The organism is Colwellia demingiae (assembly GCF_007954275.1).
Taxonomy (GTDB): Bacteria; Pseudomonadota; Gammaproteobacteria; order Enterobacterales; family Alteromonadaceae; genus Colwellia; species Colwellia demingiae.
In genome coordinates, this window is sequence record NZ_VOLT01000003.1 from 289,301 (window position 1) to 312,228 (window position 22,928).

Below are 22,928 nucleotides of genomic sequence, written 5' to 3' on the forward strand. Positions count from 1 at the left end.
AGCGATAACAAAGACCTAAATCAGAAATCACCTTACGTATCAGTATCTGTGGCAAATACGCAACTTAAAATTGCTACTTTCAACTTGTTTAATTACCTTGAGCCGCCAAATGCTTTTTATGAGTTTGAGCGTATTTATAGTGCTGAACAGTGGGCAAAAAAACAGAAATGGGTTGCTGAGTATTTACGTGAATTTCAGCCTGACATTATTGGTTTTCAAGAAGTTTTTAGTGCCGATTCATTAAAAGCGTTAGTTGCCGAGCAGGGTTATAGCTATTTTGAAGTGGTTGATCAACCGGATGTCATTGATGACTTTATTTATCGAAGTCCTGTGGTAGCCATTGCCTCTCGTTATCCTATTGTTGAGGCGACTGCGGTAGAACCAAACACTGAACTTGCGCAAACATTAGGGTTAACCAAAGATTTTTCTTTTAGCCGTAAAGTCATAAGAGCGACGGTTGACCTACCTCATATGGGCAATTGTGATTGTTATGTTGTGCACTTTAAATCTAAGCGTTCGATGATTGAAATCGATGAGAAAAATAACCATTGGTCGCCAGAACAAACGATTATTGAAAGCCTAAAAGCAAACGTGGCTGGTGGTTGGGGTTCAACCATACAACGTGGCAGTGAAGCGACGTTGTTAATGATTGATATGATTGAGCGACGCGAGGCTACAGGCAACCCTATGGTATTAATGGGTGATTTTAATAATACCTTAGCGGATGGTGTGTTGAGTCATTTACTAACAAACACTTTACGTTTTGTATCGCATATTGACCGTGATGCTTATCTTGCTAAGTATTGTTTAAATGATGCTTGGGATTTATTTCAAACAGCAGTTACTAATGAGAAAAATGAAGCGAATAAAGCTGATGATGTGAATGAAATAGATAGTGAAGATGCAACTGATATATCTGATATATCTGATATAAGTAAACGAGAAGAAAAAGTGGTGCGTACCCCAACCCATTATTTTGGTGCTGGTAGCTCGGTACTCGATTACATTTTATTATCTTGTGAATTTGATGCCAGTTACCACGACAGTCTTTATCAAGTCAGCGCGTACGATACTTACGATCGACACTTAATTAATCCTATTTTCGAGCGTGATGGCGAAAGTACAGATCATGGCATTGCGTTGGTGACATTAACGTTAAGATCTTAAGATTACTCTTCAGCTATTAACCTATAAATGCCCTCTCCATCAACCGCAACATAAACATAACCATCTGGCCCCTGTTTAATGTTGCGCACTCTAGTCAGTTCATCTTTAATAACGTCAGCCTTAACAACCTTATTCCCCTCTAAAGTTAACATAACGATCTGACCAAACTTTAATGAGCCAACAAGTATATTTCCTTGCCAATAAGGGTATTTTTCACTGGTTACAAAGACCATACCTGAAGGTGCTATAGAAGGATCCCAATACCATAACGGTTGCTCCATGCCTTTCTTTTTGGTTAAGTCGGTAATCTCAGTACCCGAGTAGTTAATGCCATAACTAATTGTTGGCCAACCGTAGTTATTACCTTTGCCAATAAGGTTGACTTCATCACCACCACGCGGGCCATGTTCATGGCTCCAGATATAGCCAGTTATAGGGTGTTTAATCATACCTTGTGGATTACGGTGTCCATACGAATAGATGGCTTTTTTAGCTTTATCATCGTTAACAAAAGGATTGTCATCAGGTATACGGCCATCATCATGTAATCGATAAACCTTACCTGCGTCGCGAGTAATATCTTGTGGGTTAACATCTCTTTGGCCTCTATCACCAATAGAGAAATACAAATACCCTTGGTTATCAAAAGCTAATCGACTACCAAAATGAACACCTTTTCGACCATAAGCTTGAGCGACATATATATCTTCTTGTTCTGTTAGCATCATGCCATTGAGCTTAGCGCGCATGATGGCCGTACTTTTATTACCTTTGTCGTCTGCCTTGGCGTAAGAAAAGTATATCCAACCATTACTGGCATAGTCCGGATGCATAGCGATATCAAGTAACCCTCCTTGACCGCCAACGACTACCTCTGGCACGCCAGAAATTGTGTCTGCGATAGATTTACCTTTCTTTAACCTTTTTAATTCGCCATCACGCAGGGTAATTAACAAATCACCATTAGGTAACCACGCCATTCCCCAAGGTATACCGGCATCAGCAAGATGCAATTGAGCAGTGATATTTTCATTAAATTGACTAAGGCTGGCCGGCAAAGTTTCATCGCTATTTGCAAAAAAAGGCACAAGTGTACAACAGGCTATTATGGATAAAGTTTTTCGGGCTAACTTTATATTACGTAACAATGGCATGGCGGTTAATCATTATGAGTCGATATTTCATCATAATCAATTTAGCAGTAATTTAAAGCGAAATTTGTTACAAGTAATGTCAACGGATTAACTTCTGCTTTTTCTGCGGACGAGTTTTTGTTGAATTACTAGTGTGATGGATCTTTAACTAACTTTTACTCTGGCTCACCTAGTGTCGAAGCGCAAGCCTGCACACAAAAGGCATTATACCCATAGGATTAAATGCCTTTTGTGTGAATCAACTTATGAGTAGCCTTTATTTTATTCAGCTATATATTTTAAGACTTGGTTACTACTTCTTTAACCGCGATATCTTGCATAGCAATGGTGGTTATCAAGTTGCTAACTCTAAGCGGTAAACCTCTAATAGATTGGTTTTGAGCATGTAACCCTTCAACTAATGCAGTACAGCTATCAACTAATGCATCACTATAGGCGAACCCTATCAGGGCAACTAACTTAACCATAGCGACTTCATCAAGCATCTTACTATTTTCGTCTTGCTGCTCATAAACGATATTAACCAATTCGATAGTACTGACCAGTTTTTCCATTCGAGGATTTAACCGGAGTAACGCAGCTGCTCTATTACTTGCTGCTCTATCAACGAGTTCCTTGCTAGCAACTAACCCGTCTCGAGGTTTTCTGCGAATAACAGGTGCTCTTTTCTTAACAACTTTACGCTCGATTGACTCATTATAGGTGAACTCGCCATCAACAAACTGACCTATGTTAGTTACGCTCAATCGTTCAGCCATTATCGCTGCAGATTTCGAGGTTTTTCGCGTAAAGTCTCTACAATCCTCAGCAAAACCATGAGTAGAAATACATTGCGCTAAATCGAGTATTAACGCACTAGTCTTGCCCTTTGACGCTCGTAAACAACGGCCGATAATCTGCAAATACAATCTTAATATCTTGGTCGGTCGTGCTAAAACAACGCAATCAGTCGTGGGATCATCAAAGCCAATCGTTAGCATCGACATATTGATAATTAGCCTAACGTCGTTTGACTTATATCTTCGAATGCTTTCATCATTTTCATCAGAGGAACGCTGAGAGTGAACACGCTCATGCTCAACACCCAATAAATCAAAAGCCTCAGACAGTGATTCTACGTGATTGATAGAGTTAGCAAAAAGCATAACTTTACGACCATGAGATAGTGCGTCGTCAACAGTTTGTTGTGCCACTAAAGAACAATGTTCCAGTAATATATTATCTAAACCAGAGACACTAAAGTCACCTCGATACATTTTGACTGCGCTATAATCTATCTCTTGAGATAGGCTAGGCACTTTGTAAACAGGCTTAGCTAATTCACCCGCGTCAATTAGCATCTTAGTGGTCGTTTCTTCAATCAATTGCATCGACTTATCAATATAAACGCCTAATCTATCAATGGGCGTGGCAGTGAGGCCTATAATCAAGTCAGGAGATAGCTCTTCACGCATAGCGATATAAACGCCGCCCATACACCCTACATGATATTCATCACGTAAAAGCACATCGCACTGTATGTTTAGGTGTTTTCTTCTGCCAAATGACTGCTCCATTACCAAAGTAACATCACCGCCAGCTATATACTTATAGCCTGATTTAACGACACTAACAGACAAGCCATTAATGGTGAGGGTGTGCAATAATTGAGGAACCAATGCCGCATTACGTAAACTAATGACGACTTTCTTGTCCGGCATTGCTTGGCACAATTTAAGTATACAGATACTCTTACCGCCCCCCGTAGGTAATGCAATAATGGAGTTAGCTCCAGCGTCAATAGCCTTACGGACGCTGTTAATCTGATAATCTTTTTCTAATACCTTCATGCCATACTACTCGGGCTTATTTCTAATGTTTGTCTGGTAAATCCAGTAAGTGCTACGTCTACATTATTCATAACGCTCCCCTTATTCAATGAGATTCATACCTGATTTAACAGAAGTCTTTTCAAGAGGGGGCATCATTATATACCTAAACTACTGCAAGATGCAGAATTGAGCGTGACTAAAGAAGTATTTAACTGCAGATCAAGATCAAGATCATAGATAGTGGACTGCTATAGTTGAGTTTTTTACTTGTTTTCGCCCCCAAAAAGGAGCGTTATTATATATCTAAGTCAGCTCAAAATGCAGGATTGAGCAAGAATTAGGAAGGTTTAGCCAACAATAAGTGAGTTAAGGTTAGGGTCTGTTGATCTTTCGAGATTTTTTTTGCAGCGATTTGTTGGGTATTTATACAAGGCAAAGCCTTTGTCATGTGGTTGTTCCAAATAAAAAGGCGATAACGCCGAAAAATGACCAACAAACACTGTCTGAAGGATTCGGCTAAAAGTGTCTTACTCATTGTTGAGTAGTATTTGCTTAGAGTGACTAGGCTACACACTACTCGCCGCGATTAAAACGCTTTTATCTCGAACAAAATTTAACCGCGAAAGTTCAACAGACCCTAACGTTCAAATAATCACAATGTATCTTTGTATGAATGAGCCTACCTCTTAACCCTTACTTAACCCAAGCTTTGTTACATTTAAATCACATTTATATAATTTGAGTTTAACAGTGAAGCTTTTTCCGTTATTTCTTTCAGTGATTAGTGCTTTTCTCATCAGTGCATGTTCTACCTTTGAAGACGTTACTTTTGATAAACAAGCTAACAATCAGTTAGATAATCTGGCCAATACCAAAATAGATTTTAGCAATGAACCTGCTGCTATGCCGCTAACCAATCTATTATCAATCAAAGAAGTTGATGTGCTTATCGAGGATGCATTAATCAATAATCCAAGCTTGCAGCAAACATTACTCACCTTGAAAAAGGCTGAACAACAAGTAACCGTAACCTCATCAGCCCTATGGCCGAGCATGTCTGCAGGGCTTAATGCGAGTAATAAAGAAAATAGCTCGGCTTCCTATAGTGGTAGCCTAGATGTTGCGTGGACTGCAGATATTTGGCAGCAACTAGCGAATGCGGATCAAGCGCAAGAAGCTAATTTTTCTGCAAGTGTTTATGCCTATCAAGGTGCTAAAGATTTATTGGTAGCCAAGGTCATGCAATCTTATTTAAACTTGGTTCGGCTTACACAGTTAACAAATATTGAAGATAAACGAGTTTCAACCTATAAAAAAAATGGCAAGGTCATCATTGATCGTTATCGTAAAGGTCTAATATTATTAAATGAACTCGATACGGCGAAGTCGACTACACGTAGTAGCCAAGCTAATTTAGTCGATTATCAAACACAATATCAAGAAGCATTGAGAAACCTTTCATTACTCACGGGTTTAGCTAAAAATCAGCTAAGTTATCAAACCACTTTTCGAAATATTGTCATCCCTTTACATGAGATTGATGCCAGTAATATTGGTCGTCGTCCTGATCTACAGCAAGCTTATCAAAATATACTCTCAAGTCAGTATCTGCATAAGGTTGCTTATAAAGCATTATTACCCAGCTTATCCTTGTCTGGTTCACTCACTAATAATGACAATAATCTGCATGATGCTTTATTCGGCAGTAGTGCATGGGAATTGCTTGGCCAGTTATCAGCCCCCATTTTCAATGCAGGTAAATTAAACAGTGAAGCAGAAATAGCCAAGCTTTCAGCCGAACAAAGCTATTGGGCTTTTCAAGAAGAGCTCTTATCTGCTGTCAATGAAGTGGGTAACGCGCTTGCACAAGATGAGGCGATAACAGAGCGTTTAACCTTAACAAAATTGGCATTAGAGAGTGCCGAGCGTAGTGAAGTCACCTATACCTCACGATATCGCCAAGGCACAGTATCCCTACTAGATTTATTACAAATTCAACAACAAACATTTACTTTACAAGCACAAGTAACACAGCTGACCTATGAGCGATTAAATAATCGTATTACGTTAGGTCTTGCGCTGGGGTTAGGAGTATAAATATGTCAATTATCAATAAAAAATCACTTGCCACTATTGCTGGCATATCAAGTGTCGTTTTAGCTATCGCCATTAATGGCGCGCTATCAGCCAATCAACAACAAACGCTTCCTCCGCAAGTTGTGCCGCAATATCCGGTAGTTTCTGTGTCTGAGGTTATGCCGATATCGCATCAAGCATCTGTTACTGCCTATGGTGAAGTGAAATCGAGAAATCAACTGGCATTAACCTCACAGGTCAGTGGCCAAATCACCTACTTATCAGCGAAGTTTCTTACGGGAAATACCTTTAAACAAGGTGAACTGTTAGCTGAAATTGAACCCATTGTTTATCAACAAGCTTTAGCCAATGCGCAAGCTAATTTAGCTGATGCACAATTAGCACTGGCACAAGAAGAGCTAAACAGTAATCAAGCTGCACAAGAATGGCAACAGTCAGGCTTAGCGAATGAACAAGCTTCTGATCTTGTATTACGTAAACCACAATTAGTTGCCGCTAAAGCGAAATACACTATGGCGAAGAAAGAAGTTGAGAAAGCGCAATACGATTTAGCTCAAACTAAACTCATTGCCCCCTTTGACGCCTTGATAGTATCCAAACAAGTGCAAGTGGGCAGTAATGTGCAAACAGGCACAACCTTAGCAGACCTGTATGATGTATCACTTTTTGAAGTCTCATTGCCATTATCTGCACAGCAATGGCAACTTTTGCCAAAAGCTAAAAATACTGTTGAGCAATTAGCAGGGATAGAAGTACAGCTAGCAAATGAAACAAGTCGCGAAAATTGGCTTGCTAAGGTTGACCGCTTTGAACAGCATCTTGATGCAAAAAGTCGTCAGCGTTCACTTGTCGCCGTGGTTGAACAACCTATTGCACTCGCCAATCCTTTATTCCCTGGATCATTTGTCAAAGCAACGATTAAAGGCCAAATAATCACGCAATTATGGAAGCTACCAGCCTCGGCTTTAATTGATAACAATACTGTCTGGCAGGTGAATGATGAAAGTTTACTGATGTATCTGCCTATTAAAGTTATGTTTTCGGAAAATAATGCAGTTTATGTGCAACCTATCGAACCATTACAGCAAGCAAAAATTGTTAATCGCCCATTATCGAGTTATTTAGTCAATATGAAAGTTGCCGCTAAAACAGAGGAGTTACTGTAATGACACCTGCTCATCATCAAAAAGGTATTATTGCGTGGTTTGCGAATAATTCGGTTGCAGCAAACCTATTAATGCTGTCGATCATATTTCTCGGCTTAATGTCGTTTAATCAGTTACGTAAAGAAGCTTTTCCGCCGTGGGCAACTGACTCTATCAGTATTTCTATGACCTATGACAGCGGTGATGCACAGCTTTCAGAAGAAGGTATTGCAATAAAAATCGAGGAAGCGCTAGCTACAGTACAAGGCATTAAACGTGTTACTTCAACATCAAATGCTGGTGGTAGTAGCGTAACGGTTGAAGCGTTATCAAGTTATGACCTTGATATTTTATTACGTGATGTTAAAGCAAAAGTTGATGCTATATATAACTTCCCCGCAGCGGCAGAGAAGCCAGTAATAGAAAAAATGACAGCACTTGAACATGCTTATTCAATCAAAATATTTGGTGATAGTGATCGCAGCGGGCTACAAGCCATTGCAGAACGCTTAAAAGTAGATTTGCTGGCGCAGCCTTCAATATCCAATGTAGTTATTAATGGTAAAGCACAGCCGATGATGTCCATCGAACTCGATGAACAAAAGCTGCAAGCTTATAATTTGTCATTTTCTGACGTAGCTGATGTGGTAAATAGTGAGTCTGCAACGGCTATTTCAACCAGTTTACGTAATGCCGATAAAGTGGTGCGACTAAAAGTTGCCGAGCAAGCCTATCAGCAGCAAGAGTTCGCTAATATCCCATTAGTGACTTTAGAAGATGGCAGCCAAATTTATTTAGGTGATGTGGCAAAAATTAATGACGATTTTGCCGATGATGTTTTTGTCGTGGGTCGCTATAACGGTCAACCCGGTATTGGTGTTGAAATTAAAGTTGATGACAATGGCGATGTATTAAAAATTGTTGAGCAAGCGAATAATATCGTCAGTAAATGGCAAGAAAGTGCTTTATTACCACAAAATGTTGTCATGGAAACCTGGAATGACGGCGGCACATTAATTCGTGACCGTTTAGCATTATTAGTAAAAAATGCTTTATCGGGTATTGCTTTAGTATTTATAGTTTTAGCTGTATTTTTAAACCTTCGCGTTGCCTTTTGGGTGACTGCGGGCTTACCGTTTATTTTTTGCGGTACCTTATTTTTTATGACCGACAGTTTCACGGGCATGACGATTAATGAAATGACCACTTTTGGCTTTATTCTTGCGCTGGGTATTGTTGTTGATGATGCCGTTGTAGTGGGAGAAAGTATTTATACCACGCGAAAAGAGCAAGGTGATTCAATAAAAAGTACCATAATCGGCACACAAAAAGTCGCGGTACCAACCATTTTTGGTGTATTAACTACGGTGGCAACCTTTATTGCTTTAGCGAATGTAGAAGGCGGTATGGGGCAAGTATATTCACAGTTTGCCGTGGTCGTCACTATCTGTTTATTATTGTCATTAGTAGAATCAAAACTAATATTACCCTCGCATTTAGCCCATTTAGATACTCACAGAAAAGCCAAATCTGGTTGGAGAAATATCTGGCCTCGTATTCAAGAAGGTGCAGATGATGGCTTACAGTGGTTTAGCGAGCGAGTTTATCAACCAGCGATTACTTGGGCGGTGAATTACCGCTACGGTGTTTTGTTTGGCTTTATCGCTATCTTTATTTTGGTTGTTGGCATGCCGACTAACGGTGGTGTGCGTGTTGCATTTTTCCCTGATATTCCAGGCAGTGTCATTGAAGCGAATATGACCATGCAAAATGATGCCAGCTTTGGTCAAACGAATAAAAACTTAACCACAATAGAGCGCGCGGCTAAACAGGCTGATCAACAACTTATGGCTGAACATGGCCAACAAGGAAGTGCCATTGACACTATTGAGGTGATTGGCGAAAGTGATTTATCAGGATCCATTGTTGTTGAATTAGATGAATCCGCTCCTTATGGTTTAAATGAATTTGCTCGTATTTGGAAACTAAAGTCACAGATACCTGAAGGTGTGCGAAAACTGGATATTCGCTCTGGTTTTGGTGGTGGTGATAACTTTAAGGTTGAGTTAAAAGCATGGAATACCGAAACCATACGCGCTGCTGGTCAGGAAATAAAAGCGGCTATTGCGCAAGTGTCGGGAGTTAGTGGTGTTGATGATAATTTTGACTCAGGCCAAGCACAATTACGTTTTGCGCTAAATGAGCAAGGACTTGCTTTGGGTCTAACAACACAAGGACTTTCGCGACAAGTATTACAGGCTTTTGGGGGCGAAATTGTGCAACGCTATCAACGAGGAAAAGACGAAGTTAAAGTGAGAATTCGTTACCCAGAAAGTGAACGTCAAACCATTGATGATGTAATGAAAGCGAATGTCAGGTTGAATGATGGCCAAGTGGTACCGCTGGCGTTAGTGGCTAATGTCAGCTCTGAGTATCAACAAAATGACATTACACGCATTTCTGGTTTACCGGCGGTTTATGTCAGTGCAAGAGTTGATAAAGATGTGATCTCATCAAATGAATTAGTCGTTGAATTACAAAAGTCGTTAATTCCAAAATTAAAAAATAAATACCCAGACCTAGATATACACTTTGCCGGCGAAGCGGAAGAGCAAGCCGAAACAACAAATTCAATGAGCCGTTTATTTATTATGGCGATGGCTGCAATTTATATTTTACTGGCAATCCCTTTGCGCTCATACGTACAACCTGTGATTATTATGATGGCAATTCCGTTCGGTTTGGTTGGCGCTATTTTAGGCCATTGGCTCAACGATATGACGCTAAGTATTTTGTCATTTAATGGTATCGTTGCATTAAGTGGGGTTGTGGTTAACGATAGTTTATTATTGGTGTCACGTTTTAATCATCTAAAAGAACAAAAAATGAAAATTCATGACGCTATTGTTAATGCCTGTACGGGAAGATTACGTGCGGTATTATTAACGTCAGTCACCACCTATGCAGGCTTGATGCCCTTATTAAGTGAAACGTCTGCGCAGGCACAGTTTATTATTCCGGCAGCGGCTTCATTAGGTTATGGTATTTTATTTGCAACCTTTATCACCTTGCTACTTGTGCCATCATTGTTAATGATGCAACAAGATGCGATAAACCTTATGAATACGTTAAAAAACAAACTTCGTGGTGAACAACAAGAGGAATTAATACATGAGCATTAATGTGTTATTGGTTGAAGATGATATAGATCTTGCCTCTACCGTGGTCGATTATTTAGAGATTGAAGGTATTAGCTGCGATCATGCGGCTAATGGTGTACAAGGTCTATCACTGATTGAAGCGAATCATTATCAGGTGATTTTATTAGATCTTAATTTACCACGGTTAGATGGTTTATCTGTTTGTCAGAAAGTACGAGCAAGCAGTGACGATACCCCCATATTAATGCTGACTGCCCGTGACTCATTAAAGGATAAAGTGGCTGGTTTTGATGCGGGTACTGATGATTATCTGGTTAAACCCTTTGAAATAGAAGAGTTACTAGTGCGGATTATTTCGTTATCAAAGCGGCGTAGTGGTCAAGCGAGTACGCTAAATGTTGGTGATTTGATACTGCAATTAAAAGCCTGTACCGCAACTTATGCTGGTGAACCCGTTAAATTGACACCAATAACGTTTAAGCTGTTAGAAAAATTGATGCGTGAAGCCTCTAAGCCAGTAACACGAGAGTTACTTATGCAGGCTATTTGGGGGGAAGATCAACCCGATAGTAATAGCTTGAAGGTACACATTCATCACTTACGGAAGCAACTCGATAAAGTAAATGCAAGTTTGTCCATTGATACCAAAGCCGGATTTGGCTTCGTATTACGAAAAAAAACATCATAATAACAGGTAGTTTTAGATGAGTATTCGCACCTATATTTTTGCTTTACTAACCAGTTTGGTACTGCTCATTGCAGTGATATTGTCCTATCAAAGTGCGCGTTTGTTCATCGGTTCATTTGATATTGTCATTGAAGACTTGATGTTACAAGTTGGCAGAGCATACCCTGAACCAGGGAGGGTATCGCAAAGTATTCTTGAATATCATGTCACTACTGACTGGAATAAAGTGCCGAAAACTGTACGAGATCAGTTTCCTGAGATTCCCACTGAAACGGAACAACTTCATTCTAAATTTGTTGATTGGAATTATATTTCACCACCGAAAAAAATATACTCCTTATTGGTGTTGAATCGTGATGGAAAACAAGTATTTGTTTCGCGTTTTAATGAAGATATTCATCAAGAAATGGAAGACGACCATGATGATGGTTTTTTCATTGACCCCATGGTGATGATTGTTCTAGCTGGTTTGTCAGGTATCGCCATTTTTATCATAGTGCTTCTCTACATATTTAAGAAAGTCGCTCTGCCTATGGAGTCACTACAACAATGGGCAAAGCAATTAAAGCTGAGCGAATTAGATAAAGAGCGTCCAGACTTTAGGTTCAAAGAACTGAATGGGTTAGCTACATTAATCCATGATAACCTCGCTTCAGTTGCCGATTCTGTCGAACGTGAACAAGCATTCTTAAGTTATGCCAGCCATGAACTACGCACACCCATTGCGATTATGAGGAGCAATTCTGCTTTGCTGGAAAAGGTCAATCCCGCGCCATCAGAAAAAGAACGGATTATTCGAGACCGCATGCAACGGGCAAGTTTAACCATGAAATCGATGACGGAAACATTACTTTGGTTGAGCCGAGAAGGAGATGCTGACTTAGTAATAGACAATGTTCACTTAGGGGATGTAATTAAAAACACACAATCTGAGATGGCTTATTTACTCGCTGGAAAATCGGTATCGGTTAACGTCGATGTAGATGATGTTGAAGTCCATTTAGCGGTAACTCCCGCTGTTATTGTGATAAATAATCTTATTCGTAATGCTTTTCAGCATACTCAACAGGGTACGGTAAAAATCAAACAGCGAGGTGCTGAGGTTATTATAATTAATGTCGAATCAGAGCAAAATGACGTGAACAATATTCATGAAGAATTAGGTTTCGGCTTAGGCATGCAGTTGGTTGAAAAGCTTACCAGCCAATTTGGCTGGCATTATGCGATCACTCAAGATAATCAAGGCTACCAAGTTTCTATTTCATTTAGTTAGTTAGTTAGTTAGTTAGTAAAAACTATTTAACCTCAGCTTAACCCTAGCATTGTTATCCTAGTTTCAATTTAGAAATCTAGGATAAATAATGCAACTATCAAAACGTACAAAAATCTTACACATAACTATTTCTTTCAGTATGATATTTCTATTGATAATAGGTATTTATATGTCAGAAACTGAAACTTTTTCTTTATACCCTATCCATAAATCAATCGGTGTCATCGTTTTTCTTTTTGCCGTGTTTAGGGTTTTTACTAGGATAAGAGAAGGTTGGCCTAAAGCTATTGGTAATGCTTCCAAAATACAATTGGCCATGGCTAAATTGGTGCATTGGGGCTTGATTACATTAACAGTATTATACCCAGCTTCAGGCATGATGATGTCTGGTGGTGGTGGTCATGGAATTTATGTTTTTGGTCTAGAATTACTTGCTTCGAATCATGATGACATTTCAGGAAAAACCATTGCACTAAATGAGACAATAGCGTCGATTGGTCATAACCTGCATGAAACATTAGTTCCCGTTTTAATTTTATTAATAATCATTCATGTTGCAGGTGCGCTCAAACATCACATCTTCGACAAAGATAAAACAATAACAAGGATGTTTTCTTTTAAATAAGCATATTACCCGTCTGAAAAGCTATGTTTTCATAATATCTATTTTATTAACATTACGTAATATAAGCTTATCAATTAACAGGCAGTGTCCTAGCTAATTTTCTTGAAATTACCTAGGGTTACTCTTCTTCTGCCTGACTAAAAGAGTCGACAAAAGATTGTAATCCTTGTTGCACCAACTCATAGGTTTTATCAATATTATTGGAAATATCCCCCTCTAATACTTTTAAATTACCAAGTATATCTTTGGCCTCACTAAAACCTTGTTCAATACCACCACCAATAATATCAACAAAACTCGCTAACGACTCTTCTGCATCCATTTCCGGGTGTTGCTCTCGATAAGAGCCTAATAACTGAGTGCTGAACGAAACAATACGCTCAGCCGTCGCTTCAGGACTAAAGTCAATGCCTGACTCATAAGCATCTTCAACGTTACTTTCAACTCCGCCCTCTTTAAGTGCTTCGTTTATTCCCTGTAAGGCGGTTTTTAACAGCAGTGACAATGGTTTATCACCAACTGTATTACTGAACTTCAGTGTAGACTCAATAATAGCTGCGTTAAGGATTTTTTTATTACTGACAGAAATAGGCTCTTGTACCTCCCCTATTTTTTTCTCATGTGCAAGATCCGATACTTGTTGGCCCATGGGCCCATTTTCTTTTTTATCCTGCGCTTTTGCTAAAGATCGAACATCTTGGCTAAAAGTAGCATTGGGTTTAATTGGAGAGTGCATAATATCTACCTCTATTTATCAAAGAGTTTATTGAAACATGTATAAGAGTATCGGCACGGCGAACTATAACTTAAGCGTCAAATTCTATAGATTAAGACAGCAAATTATTATTCTACTTATCAGGAGTCTAATCGTCATACTCTACGCTCAAATCAGAGTGTTATTAAGATGGTCCCAATAAACACTACATTAAAGAATGATAAGCTTGTGATAGTATTTATACACAAACTATCGAACATCCACAGTACTATTTTCTTCATTAACCTTTGCCTTAAGCCGAGTAAAATTTCATGTTCACCCAGATATCGCCAAAAATTTCAGCCATCCCCACTACCCTCATTACCGGATTTTTAGGTGTAGGAAAAACTACCGCGATATTGCAATTACTTGCTAATAAACCCAAAGATGAAAACTGGGCTGTACTCGTCAATGAGTTTGGTGAAATAGGGATAGACTCTGCACTACTCGATGGTAATAGTAATGAAAAAGGGGTGTTTATTCGTGAAGTACCTGGCGGTTGTATGTGCTGTGCCTCTGGCGTGCCTATGCAAGTCGCATTAAATCAACTCATTACTAAATCAAAACCTGACAGACTACTTATAGAGCCAACAGGTTTAGGTCACCCAAAAGAAGTAGTTGAAGTATTAACCAAGGGCAAATTTCAAGAAACAATATCCCTTCAGTCAATACTCTGTTTAGTCGATGCTCGAAATCTTATTGATGAGCGCTACACAAAGCATCCATCATTTGTGCAACAACTCAAAGTAGCAGACACTATCTTAGCGGCAAAAGCAGATACCTATTCAGCACAAGATGAAGAAAACTTATCATCTTTTATTTCCGACAATAAGCTAACAGATAAGCCATTACACCTAATGCAGCAAGGTAAAATTGATCCTAATTGGTTAGTACAACAACCTAAAACAGTTATAGTAAGCAAACCGATTATTGGTATTGCGGCCTCCTCTTTACAAGAGAGTTCACATGAGATTGAAATCGGTTATAAAAAAGAACGTGAGCAGAGTCAAGCACTACAAACGAAACTAGCACAAGAGGGATTTATTGAGTTAAATAATCATGGCGAGGGTTATTTCAGTAAAGGTTGGGTTTTTTCCGATAAGTACACTTTTGACTACCAGCAATTGATAACATTAATAACGTCATTGAGCCTTGCACGTGTTAAAGGTGTGGTAATTACCGAGCAAGGAAGTTATTCCTTTAATAAGGCAGGCAGTGAATTTAGTTGCAACAAAATCACTGATTCAAAGGATAGCCGTATTGAGTTAATCGATACCAACAAAAGTGCTTTAAATAACCTCACTAGTGAACAATTATTAATGCTAAAGAAAGACTTTCTATAATTATTCACAATTGAAACGACGATGTAGCGCTTTACTAATGTGGGTGCATCGTCACTATCGAGCGTTGAAAAATATGCTTTTTATTATCTTAATAGATTTTTATACTACAAATGTAAATATAGCCAAGCATTTTGAGTCTCACCATGGTTTGTTTTGATGTCATACTCCTTATTAGCTTTTTTTAATTTATCCATTAATTTATAAGCGACTTTATTTCCCTCTTTTTTTAATAGATTACAATTGGCTTTAGGACTAATAGAAAGTAAATTTTTATCTATTTCATATGCTGCATCTTTCGCTAATTTTCCATGCCCTTTCTCATGTGCTTCTAAATTGGGATACCAATTAGACCAAACGACTCTAACATCTGATATTGAAGACTTAAGCTGAGGCATCGTATACTTTAGCTTTAATGTTGTTTCGACTTTAGTAAAAACACATTGATTATTAGTAGACTTCCACCAGAATCGCCAGTTAATTTCGTATTTAGTGTAGCCATGAAAAACATCACCATTTTCTCTGATTGGAGAAGTGAGATTCAAAACCTCCATTAAGTCGCCTTTAGAGGTTGGGGCTACTTCGTAAAATAGAAATTCTTCTACAATCTTAGTTTCTGCACGTGAATAGAATGATAAAAATATAGAGATCATCAGCAGGATTTTCACAACACCCTCCTTGTAGAATAAGCGCTAATAAGTGGCTAAGTAGTGGTTGACTAAAATTGTGTAGCTAAACGTAGCCAACAGCTACGTTTCTCTATTTATATTGTGTTATATTTTTTGTACTAATAGATTTACCCAAAGAACCATAACGCAAATAAATGCTGCAAAAAATGTAAGCATGCGATGCATTACGTGATTGTAGGTTAAGTGAATATATGAATGTACTATACGCAAAATAACAAATAGCCAAGCACATACTAAAGCAAGAAAACTTTCGATACCAAAGCTAATATACAAGGTGCATACCACATAAAATAAAGTCGGTATTTCAAATTGATTATTAAAATTTCGAGTGGTTTTTGTAATAAACTCAGGTACATCCTGACCACTCATTAAGCGATAATATTTTGCTTTTACATCACCATCTTTTACGCTAGCAAACCGAGCTCTTACAGTTAAAAAACCAACAGTAAAAGTTAAAAGCACCATTAAAAACATTGGATATAACAAATAAGCCGTCATGTAAATTAAACCTCTGAATAAAAATATAACGCACATTTAAGGCGCTAATAATAATTTGCAAAAATGATGAGGAACGAAAACAGTAAACTGTATTTTCCTTCTTTAGTGATTTGTTAAGTACAATTTACTCTGGGAATTGTTCAAATGATTTTGCACAAATAGCTTTATCGTACCACTTTACTTTTTCAGAGCAGAAAATATTATCTTGAGGCGCTATTTCAGGATTACCATCTAGGCAACCAGCAGGAACAACCAAAGCTTTGCCTGAACCCGAAAGATAAGGCACTCCACATCCACACTCAGTACAAAAAGCTTTAGATATTGCTCTACCTGGAACATCAAAACGTTTAACTAACTCAGTGCCACTCAACCATGTAATGTTATCAGGTTTGGTAAATAGATTTGAAGCATGAGCAGAGCCGGTTGTCTTTTGACACTGAATACAATGACAAAGGTGGAATTGGTCAAAATTATTATTGCTCTCAAAAACGATCTTACCGCATAAGCAACTACCTGTGATTTTAGACATTAGACTCCATCCGTAATGATTGCACTTAAAAGCTCATTATGGAGACTTCACAGTAATATGCCATATAAAATACCAATCCCATTCCAATCCCAATAATCATCACCTTTACAACGGATCATTGATCCGTATCAACTCCACCTTCGAATAGTTGATCAAGAAAGACAAAACAAGAGAAGATCAATATTTCCAATACGTACACACGCTAAAGTAGCCCTATTGATAAGAGATTTAACTAATAAAAAAAGACGAAGAAAGCTCCACCGTTTATTCGTCAATGAGAGCTTACTTATGAGTATGGATAATTCACAACAGAGCATACCCGGTGACAACGTTTCTTTTGGCAATGTCTATATAATGACCCATTCAACTTTCTCAAATGTGATTAAAATTGGCTGTACCCCTGATGACACTGAAGAGTATGCCAAAAAGCTTTCTGCGAAAGGTCCTGGTAATTATAAATTGTATTTTTCTTTGCCGTGCAACAACCCATGTCAGATTAAAAAACAGCTAAGAAAGCATTTCGTTGCTGAACAATACGTTAATGAGTTTTATGAAGTTTCTCCAGAAATAGCAAAAAGTGTATTAAAAAGAGAACTGATGAAAATACCTGTTTTAAGCATTCATTAAACGGCTGTTAATCCCTCAACACTGGTGCAGTTATGCGCTCAATGTTAAGGGTTTCCACTACCATTAAAACTTCACGTTAAGCGAATAGTTGTTCACGTCCATGAGGCGTGTGAAAGTCAAGTTCAGGTCCAACAGGTATTACCCGTGTTGGGTTAATCGTTTCGTGACTACCGTAGTAATGCGTTTTGATATAATGCATTGCCACTGTTTCTTCAATGCCCGGTACTTGGTAAAGATCTCGTAAATAACCCCAAATACTTGGATAGTCGACAATGCGACGTAAATTACATTTAAAATGCCCTACATAAACAGCATCAAAGCGTACTAACGTGGTAAATAATCGCCAGTCAGCCTCAGTTATAGCGTTACCGGTTAAATAACGACTTTTTTCTAATCGTACTTCCAAGGTATCAAGCGCACTAAATACTTCAGTAACCGCTTCTTCATAAGCTTCTTGTGTTGTGGCAAAACCAGCGCGATAGACACCGTTATTAATCGTTGGATAAATGAATTCATTAAGCTCATCGATTTCTGCTAATAATGCCGGTGGTGAAAAGTCTCCGGGTAATGCACCAACGTCATCAAATGCCGAATTAAACATGCGAATAATTTCAGGTGATTCATTACTTACAATGGTATTTGTTTTCTTATCCCATAAAATTGGCACTGTTACTCGCCCAGTGTAATCAGCCTGAGCAGCGGTATATATTTCATGCACGTTAATTGCGTTCAAAATAGGGTCGGCTATCACACCTTCGCCAGCTGCAAAGGTCCAACCTTCATCTCCCATAAAAGCATTCACTACCGACATAGAAATCATGCCTTCTAAACCTTTAAGTTTGCGATAGATAATGGTGCGATGTGCCCAAGGACACGCTAAAGATACATATAAATGGTAGCGATTAGGCTCGGCTTTAAAGCCACCAACACCTGATATTCCAGCACTACCGTCTTTAGTCACCCAATTGCGAAAGCTAGGTGCCTTGCGTTCAAAACGACCGCCGGTAGATTTTGTTTCGTACCATTCGTTTTTCCATTTTCCTTCAACTAAAAGTCCCATTGTTTTCTCCTCAAATTTTCTAACTATAAATTATGTGCATATATAACAAGTAAAGTGGATACTCGCGTTTTGTGCTATTACCACTTCACTTAATTGTTGTGATACGGATAAAGGTATCGTTAATGCGATTGTTTATTTAACGTCGATTAAACACGGTTTTTGTTCACACGATTATCTAAAGCAAAAGCACCTGGACCATGAACAAACAATGTTAAAAAACCACCCGCAATAGCAATGTTTTTCATGAAGTTGGTCATTTCTGCCTGACTACTAAAGTCTGCATGAAATAGTAATGCTGAAAGTATGCTAAAACCGGCTAAAGCAATGGCAGCATATTTTGTTTTCCAGCCTAGAATAATTGCTAAGCCACCCACCGCTTCAACTAAAATAACCAAAGGTAATAAAAAACCAGGGACTCCCATAGCTTCCATATAACCTTGTGTTCCCGCATATTGCGATATTTTAGTAAGCCCCGATGTAAAGAACATAATGGCTAGCAATAAACGACCTGTTGGTGCAGCAATAGTTTGTAAAGTATTCATGGTAAATATCCAAATTTAATTAAGTAAAAATAACGTGTTATTTATAATTGTTTAAGTCTTGTGTAAACGACTCGCTTGATTGATGTTGCTATCTTATAAGTAATCAAAATAAGGATAAACATGACAAATAAGAAAACATTGTCCCTATTTTGAGAACAATAGTACGAGTAAGACTGAAACTTACTAGCCAATTTAGTGAGGTGTTTACTTGGTTAATGAGAAAGCTATTAAGAAGGCAATTAAGAGGCTATTGAAAAGGTTATCGAAAAGAGAGTGACTTAGCTGCTTAAGAAGAAAAATAGTGTCGTATAGAATGTACGAAAGAATACTTAGGGGAGATATAAAGTAGATAAAGAAGATATTGCCAAGGCAATACCTTCATTTTAATTCAAAAAACACCGTAGTTAACTCAATACTGATCCCAGTATGGATCGTTACCAAAGCGTTCAACCAAAAAATCGATCAAACTACGCACTTTCAGCGGTAGGTGTCTGTTGGGCGGATAAACGGCATAAGCATACATACTATGTAGTTTATGATCGGCTAATACAGGTACTAGTTTTTTAGTTGCTAATGATTGCCATACGATAAAACTCGGTAGATAGGTGATCCCGTGGTTTGATTCAGCCAATGATTTAAGAAAGTCACCATTATTAGCGATAATATGTGGCTCAAAATGCACAGTATGTTCTTCACCATCTTTACTTATTAATTTCAGACCACCTTGGTCAGAACTGCCATATTTAATCACTTTATGGTGCTTTAAATCACTTGGCATCTGTGGCTCACCATGTAATTTTAAATAGTCAGGACTCGCACATAACACATGTTTTATCGGCGCTATTTTTCGGGCTTGCAAGCTAGAGTTATCTAACAGGCCAATGCGAAAAGCCAAATCAACGCCCTGCTCAACAATATCTATTTTTTGATCTGAGAAATTAATGTTCAGCTTTAAATCGCTATGCTGCTGCAAAAACAAATCGAGCGCCGGAGCCAAATGAGTAAGCCCAAACGATAGCGGTACCGCAATATTTAGTGTGCCCTCTAATGCTCTTTTACTGCTCGACGTTTGACTGTTTAATTCATCCACTTCATCAATAATTAATTTACTGCGTTGGTAATAACGCTGTCCAGCTTCGGTAATACTAGACTTTCGGGTGGTACGATTTATTAACTTAATACCTAACTTCTGTTCTAACAAAGATAAGCGCTTACTTACCGATGACTTAGCGATATTCATCTGTTCTGCTGCTTTGGTAATGCTGCCCGTTTCAACAACACGCAGAAAAATATACATATCTTCAAGTTGTCCCATATCACCTCCAAGATGATCAGAAAGATTATTTCCATTTGGTTAACTATGTTTTCAGTTAACTGATGTTTATTCTCATAATGTAAACAATTAATATTTGTTCATCAAGGTTCAATCACAATCTGCTGGTTGAACAGACTATTTTTAAGATAAACGTGGAGCATCAAATGGCTCAAACGACGAACAAAAATTTATTGGAGAGTTTTCTATTATGATCAAAAATTATCCCTATAAGAGTCTTGGTGGCGCCAATCACGGTTGGCTCAAATCTAAGCATCACTTTAGCTTTGCTAATTACTACAATCCTACTCGCATGGGTTTTGGAAAGTTACGTGTAGTCAATGACGACTGGGTTGAGCCCGGCATGGGCTTTCCTTCCCACCCACATCGAAATATGGAAATTATTAGTTTTATTCGCTCAGGTGAAATTACCCATCAAGACAGCACGGGTAATAAAGGCGTAACTAAAACAGGTGAGGTACAAGTGATGAGTGCCGGAACAGGTATAGTGCATTCAGAATATAACCGCACCAAAGACCCGTTAACCTTTTATCAAATTTGGATTGAAACCAATAAAAATAATGTAACGCCTCGCTGGGAAAGTAAGAAATTCCCGACTAAGCAGGCATCTGTACTTACGTTATTAGCATCGGGTTACCCTGAAGATATAAATAAAGCTCTTTTTATCAACCAAGAAGCGCGCATCTATGGCGGTAAATTAGCTAAAGGTACCCTGATTGAGCATGACATAAAACATCAAGCTTACATATTAGCCTCTGATGGCATGTTCAAAGTGGAAGACAGCTCAACAAGTATAACGATGAACAAAGGTGATGGTGCAGAAATCAATCAATCGAGTTCAATACTATTAAGAGCCGCTACAGATTGTGAGATTATTATTATCGACACCATAGAATAAGCATTAAACTGCTGTAATGAATCCTGCAATTCATGTCAAAGTGAATGAAAAAAACAATAATAGTGTTCAACTATGTTCAACGTTGTTCAACGTTGTTCATCAGGCATGATGAACAACGTACCCTAGTTTATATACCCATGTTACTTCAGCGGCAAGTTAAGGAACTTTAACCAAAGTAACAAGCAGTTAACTTACCCATGAGAAAACTGAGTAAATTAAGCCTTACACAACAGCGAATATTACTCATAACAATTACACACAAAATTCCCATAAAGAGTGATTTTTAAACTATCGAAGCTATTTAATTAAATAAAATAAAGTTAAAATAGACAGAAGTTATACTCAGCAGACGTTTCCCTTGAATCTACTTTCCCCGCCACCAATGATAAGCTCCTTCATTACTCTTGCACTTTTTATTGGCGCATTTTTTAGCACTAGCGCGCAAAGTAATCATGTTCATGAACAAGTGCACAAGGAAAAAATCATTTGGTTAGTAGAAGACAAAATTGAAAATATAGATCTATTAGCTAAAACCTCTGCTGAAACGTCTACCGCTTCTTATATTGAAAACTTAGTCATTCAAAAATTAACACAATATAATGTTAAAATTGAACGAGTGACCGCAAGTCGCATGAACCGAGTATTGCATACAAACGAAAATTCCTGCGTGGCCAATAGAGCAGAGACACCAGAGCGCAGACAATATTCGCTGTTTTCAGATCCTCAAAGCTTTTACCTAACCCATAAACTTTATCGCTTTGATCAAACGTCAGCCTTACCAAAGCAATTATTTAATGCTGAGGGAGAAATCAAAGATCTTGCCAGTGTATTTAAGTTATTGCCTGAAAAAACTCTGGGTATTGCACAGGATGTGTCTTTTGGGATTTTTCTTGATCAACAAATACAAAAAATAAAACCCGAAAATATTTATTACCGTGGTGGCAATAAGCGAGTTGTGGCACTCTCGTCCATGTTATATAAATCACGCGTTGATTTTGTACTCTCCTTACCTGTGGATATAACCCCAAATGAAGCACAAAAGCAGCTGATAGAACAATATACTATTGCCGGAGCACCTCCTTACCTTATTGCACATTTCAACTGTTCAAAGAGTCAATTCGGCCAACTTGTTATTAACGATATTAATAAAATATTAGCCGAAATTTATCAAACTAAAGACTATTATCAAGCACACAAAAAATGGTTCTCAGACAAACAACTCGTTGATTTACAATTATTTCTAGCTGAGAACTTCTCTGAAAAACGATACATTAACTCTTCTAAATAACGCTATCGGTGAGTATCCCTGCCGTACTCTGTCTGCTGCATTGATAGTTAACTTGATTTTGATGCTTTGCATAGCATCGTAGTGACAACAGCCAAAGTGAAGTAACCCGCCAAACTCTTTATTTTTTGCTAAAAGCTTACATAGCAAAAAGAGCCTGTTTATATTATAAATGTATAGGTCAGTAGACTGCGAGACAGATGCGAAAGCACTCAGCGTGCTTTAACCTTAGCCCAGCCCTGTTTCGAATAA

At 38.3% G+C, this 22,928-nt stretch carries 20 protein-coding genes and 1 pseudogene; 11 read left to right on the top strand and 10 right to left on the bottom strand.

The genetic code is table 11. From position 1 onward, the window contains the following. Positions 1–84 precede the first annotated feature (84 nt). Positions 85–1,167 carry an endonuclease/exonuclease/phosphatase family protein gene (locus ESZ36_RS06945; RefSeq protein WP_146786142.1) on the top strand — a complete coding sequence of 361 codons (1,083 nt, stop codon included), beginning with the start codon at positions 85–87 and terminating at the stop codon, positions 1,165–1,167. Between the two features lie 2 nt (positions 1,168–1,169). Here ESZ36_RS06945 and ESZ36_RS06950 read toward each other — a convergent pair whose 3' ends face one another. The 3 genes and pseudogenes from ESZ36_RS06950 to ESZ36_RS22835 form a co-directional block, all read right to left on the bottom strand. Further along, complete coding sequence (locus ESZ36_RS06950) at positions 1,170–2,321, bottom strand: PQQ-dependent sugar dehydrogenase (protein ID WP_146785502.1); 1,152 nt, start codon at positions 2,319–2,321, stop codon at positions 1,170–1,172. Between the two features lie 278 nt (positions 2,322–2,599). Beyond that, positions 2,600–4,150 (bottom strand): DEAD/DEAH box helicase, encoded by a 1,551-nt coding sequence (locus ESZ36_RS06955; protein WP_146785505.1) that lies wholly within the window; start codon positions 4,148–4,150, stop codon positions 2,600–2,602. Between the two features lie 329 nt (positions 4,151–4,479). After that, positions 4,480–4,706: pseudogene (locus tag ESZ36_RS22835) on the bottom strand (hypothetical protein). 176 nt (positions 4,707–4,882) lie between these two features. Between ESZ36_RS22835 and ESZ36_RS06965 the strand changes: the two are divergent. The 6 genes from ESZ36_RS06965 to ESZ36_RS06990 all read left to right on the top strand — a co-directional run bounded on the left by ESZ36_RS06965 (position 4,883) and on the right by ESZ36_RS06990 (position 13,121). After that, positions 4,883–6,229: a TolC family protein gene (locus tag ESZ36_RS06965; protein WP_146785508.1), complete on the top strand. Its 1,347-nt coding sequence runs from the start codon at positions 4,883–4,885 to the stop codon at positions 6,227–6,229. Positions 6,230–6,231: 2 nt separating this feature from the next. Beyond that, complete coding sequence (locus tag ESZ36_RS06970; RefSeq protein ID WP_146785511.1) at positions 6,232–7,395, top strand: efflux RND transporter periplasmic adaptor subunit; 1,164 nt, start codon at positions 6,232–6,234, stop codon at positions 7,393–7,395. Beyond that, the gene (locus ESZ36_RS06975; RefSeq protein WP_146785514.1) at positions 7,395–10,556 is read left to right on the top strand and encodes an efflux RND transporter permease subunit; all 3,162 of its coding nucleotides are present in this window, start codon (positions 7,395–7,397) and stop codon (positions 10,554–10,556) included. The genes ESZ36_RS06970 and ESZ36_RS06975 overlap by 1 nt, the downstream gene beginning before the upstream one ends. Continuing rightward, the gene (locus ESZ36_RS06980) at positions 10,546–11,223 is read left to right on the top strand and encodes a response regulator transcription factor (protein ID WP_146785517.1); all 678 of its coding nucleotides are present in this window, start codon (positions 10,546–10,548) and stop codon (positions 11,221–11,223) included. Before ESZ36_RS06975 ends, ESZ36_RS06980 begins: the two co-directional genes overlap by 11 nt. Positions 11,224–11,239: 16 nt before the next feature. Next, the gene (locus ESZ36_RS06985; protein ID WP_146785520.1) at positions 11,240–12,496 is read left to right on the top strand and encodes a sensor histidine kinase; all 1,257 of its coding nucleotides are present in this window, start codon (positions 11,240–11,242) and stop codon (positions 12,494–12,496) included. An 88-nt stretch (positions 12,497–12,584) separates the two neighbouring features. After that, positions 12,585–13,121: a cytochrome b gene (locus ESZ36_RS06990; protein WP_146785523.1), complete on the top strand. Its 537-nt coding sequence runs from the start codon at positions 12,585–12,587 to the stop codon at positions 13,119–13,121. Positions 13,122–13,239: 118 nt separating this feature from the next. Here ESZ36_RS06990 and ESZ36_RS06995 read toward each other — a convergent pair whose 3' ends face one another. Then, positions 13,240–13,857, bottom strand: a complete 618-nt coding sequence (locus tag ESZ36_RS06995) for a DUF5610 domain-containing protein (protein ID WP_146785526.1) — start codon at positions 13,855–13,857, stop codon at positions 13,240–13,242. 290 nt (positions 13,858–14,147) lie between these two features. Between ESZ36_RS06995 and ESZ36_RS07000 the strand changes: the two genes are divergently transcribed. Then, the gene (locus tag ESZ36_RS07000) at positions 14,148–15,218 is read left to right on the top strand and encodes a CobW family GTP-binding protein (RefSeq protein WP_146785529.1); all 1,071 of its coding nucleotides are present in this window, start codon (positions 14,148–14,150) and stop codon (positions 15,216–15,218) included. Positions 15,219–15,322: 104 nt separating this feature from the next. Here the strand turns inward: ESZ36_RS07000 and ESZ36_RS07005 are convergent, their stop codons facing one another. The 3 genes from ESZ36_RS07005 to ESZ36_RS07015 all read right to left on the bottom strand — a co-directional run bounded on the left by ESZ36_RS07005 (position 15,323) and on the right by ESZ36_RS07015 (position 16,931). After that, a complete protein-coding gene (locus ESZ36_RS07005; RefSeq protein WP_146785532.1) occupies positions 15,323–15,883 on the bottom strand; it encodes a DUF922 domain-containing Zn-dependent protease in 561 nt (186 codons plus the stop codon). Between the two features lie 105 nt (positions 15,884–15,988). After that, positions 15,989–16,402 (bottom strand): MAPEG family protein, encoded by a 414-nt coding sequence (locus tag ESZ36_RS07010; protein WP_246129011.1) that lies wholly within the window; start codon positions 16,400–16,402, stop codon positions 15,989–15,991. 124 nt (positions 16,403–16,526) lie between these two features. Next, positions 16,527–16,931, bottom strand: coding sequence for a GFA family protein (locus tag ESZ36_RS07015; RefSeq protein WP_146785535.1), 405 nt, complete (start codon positions 16,929–16,931; stop codon positions 16,527–16,529). 288 nt (positions 16,932–17,219) lie between these two features. On the opposite strand from ESZ36_RS07015, the gene ESZ36_RS07020 reads away from it, so the two are divergent. After that, entirely contained in the window at positions 17,220–17,558 is a 339-nt protein-coding gene (locus ESZ36_RS07020) for a GIY-YIG nuclease family protein (protein ID WP_146785537.1), read from the top strand. A 76-nt stretch (positions 17,559–17,634) separates the two neighbouring features. Here ESZ36_RS07020 and ESZ36_RS07025 read toward each other — a convergent pair whose 3' ends face one another. From ESZ36_RS07025 to ESZ36_RS07035, 3 genes are all read right to left on the bottom strand, one after another. After that, positions 17,635–18,618, bottom strand: a complete 984-nt coding sequence (locus ESZ36_RS07025; protein ID WP_146785540.1) for a glutathione S-transferase family protein — start codon at positions 18,616–18,618, stop codon at positions 17,635–17,637. Between the two features lie 146 nt (positions 18,619–18,764). Beyond that, on the bottom strand, positions 18,765–19,160 hold the full coding sequence (locus ESZ36_RS07030; protein ID WP_146785543.1) for a DoxX family protein: 396 nt from the start codon (positions 19,158–19,160) through the stop codon (positions 18,765–18,767). 409 nt (positions 19,161–19,569) lie between these two features. After that, positions 19,570–20,475, bottom strand: a complete 906-nt coding sequence (locus ESZ36_RS07035) for a LysR family transcriptional regulator (RefSeq protein WP_146785546.1) — start codon at positions 20,473–20,475, stop codon at positions 19,570–19,572. Between the two features lie 208 nt (positions 20,476–20,683). On the opposite strand from ESZ36_RS07035, the gene ESZ36_RS07040 reads away from it, so the two are divergent. Both ESZ36_RS07040 and ESZ36_RS07045 read left to right on the top strand, forming a co-directional pair. Beyond that, positions 20,684–21,391, top strand: a complete 708-nt coding sequence (locus ESZ36_RS07040; RefSeq protein ID WP_146785548.1) for a pirin family protein — start codon at positions 20,684–20,686, stop codon at positions 21,389–21,391. A 358-nt stretch (positions 21,392–21,749) separates the two neighbouring features. After that, complete coding sequence (locus ESZ36_RS07045; protein WP_146785551.1) at positions 21,750–22,679, top strand: transporter substrate-binding domain-containing protein; 930 nt, start codon at positions 21,750–21,752, stop codon at positions 22,677–22,679. Positions 22,680–22,928 lie beyond the last annotated feature (249 nt).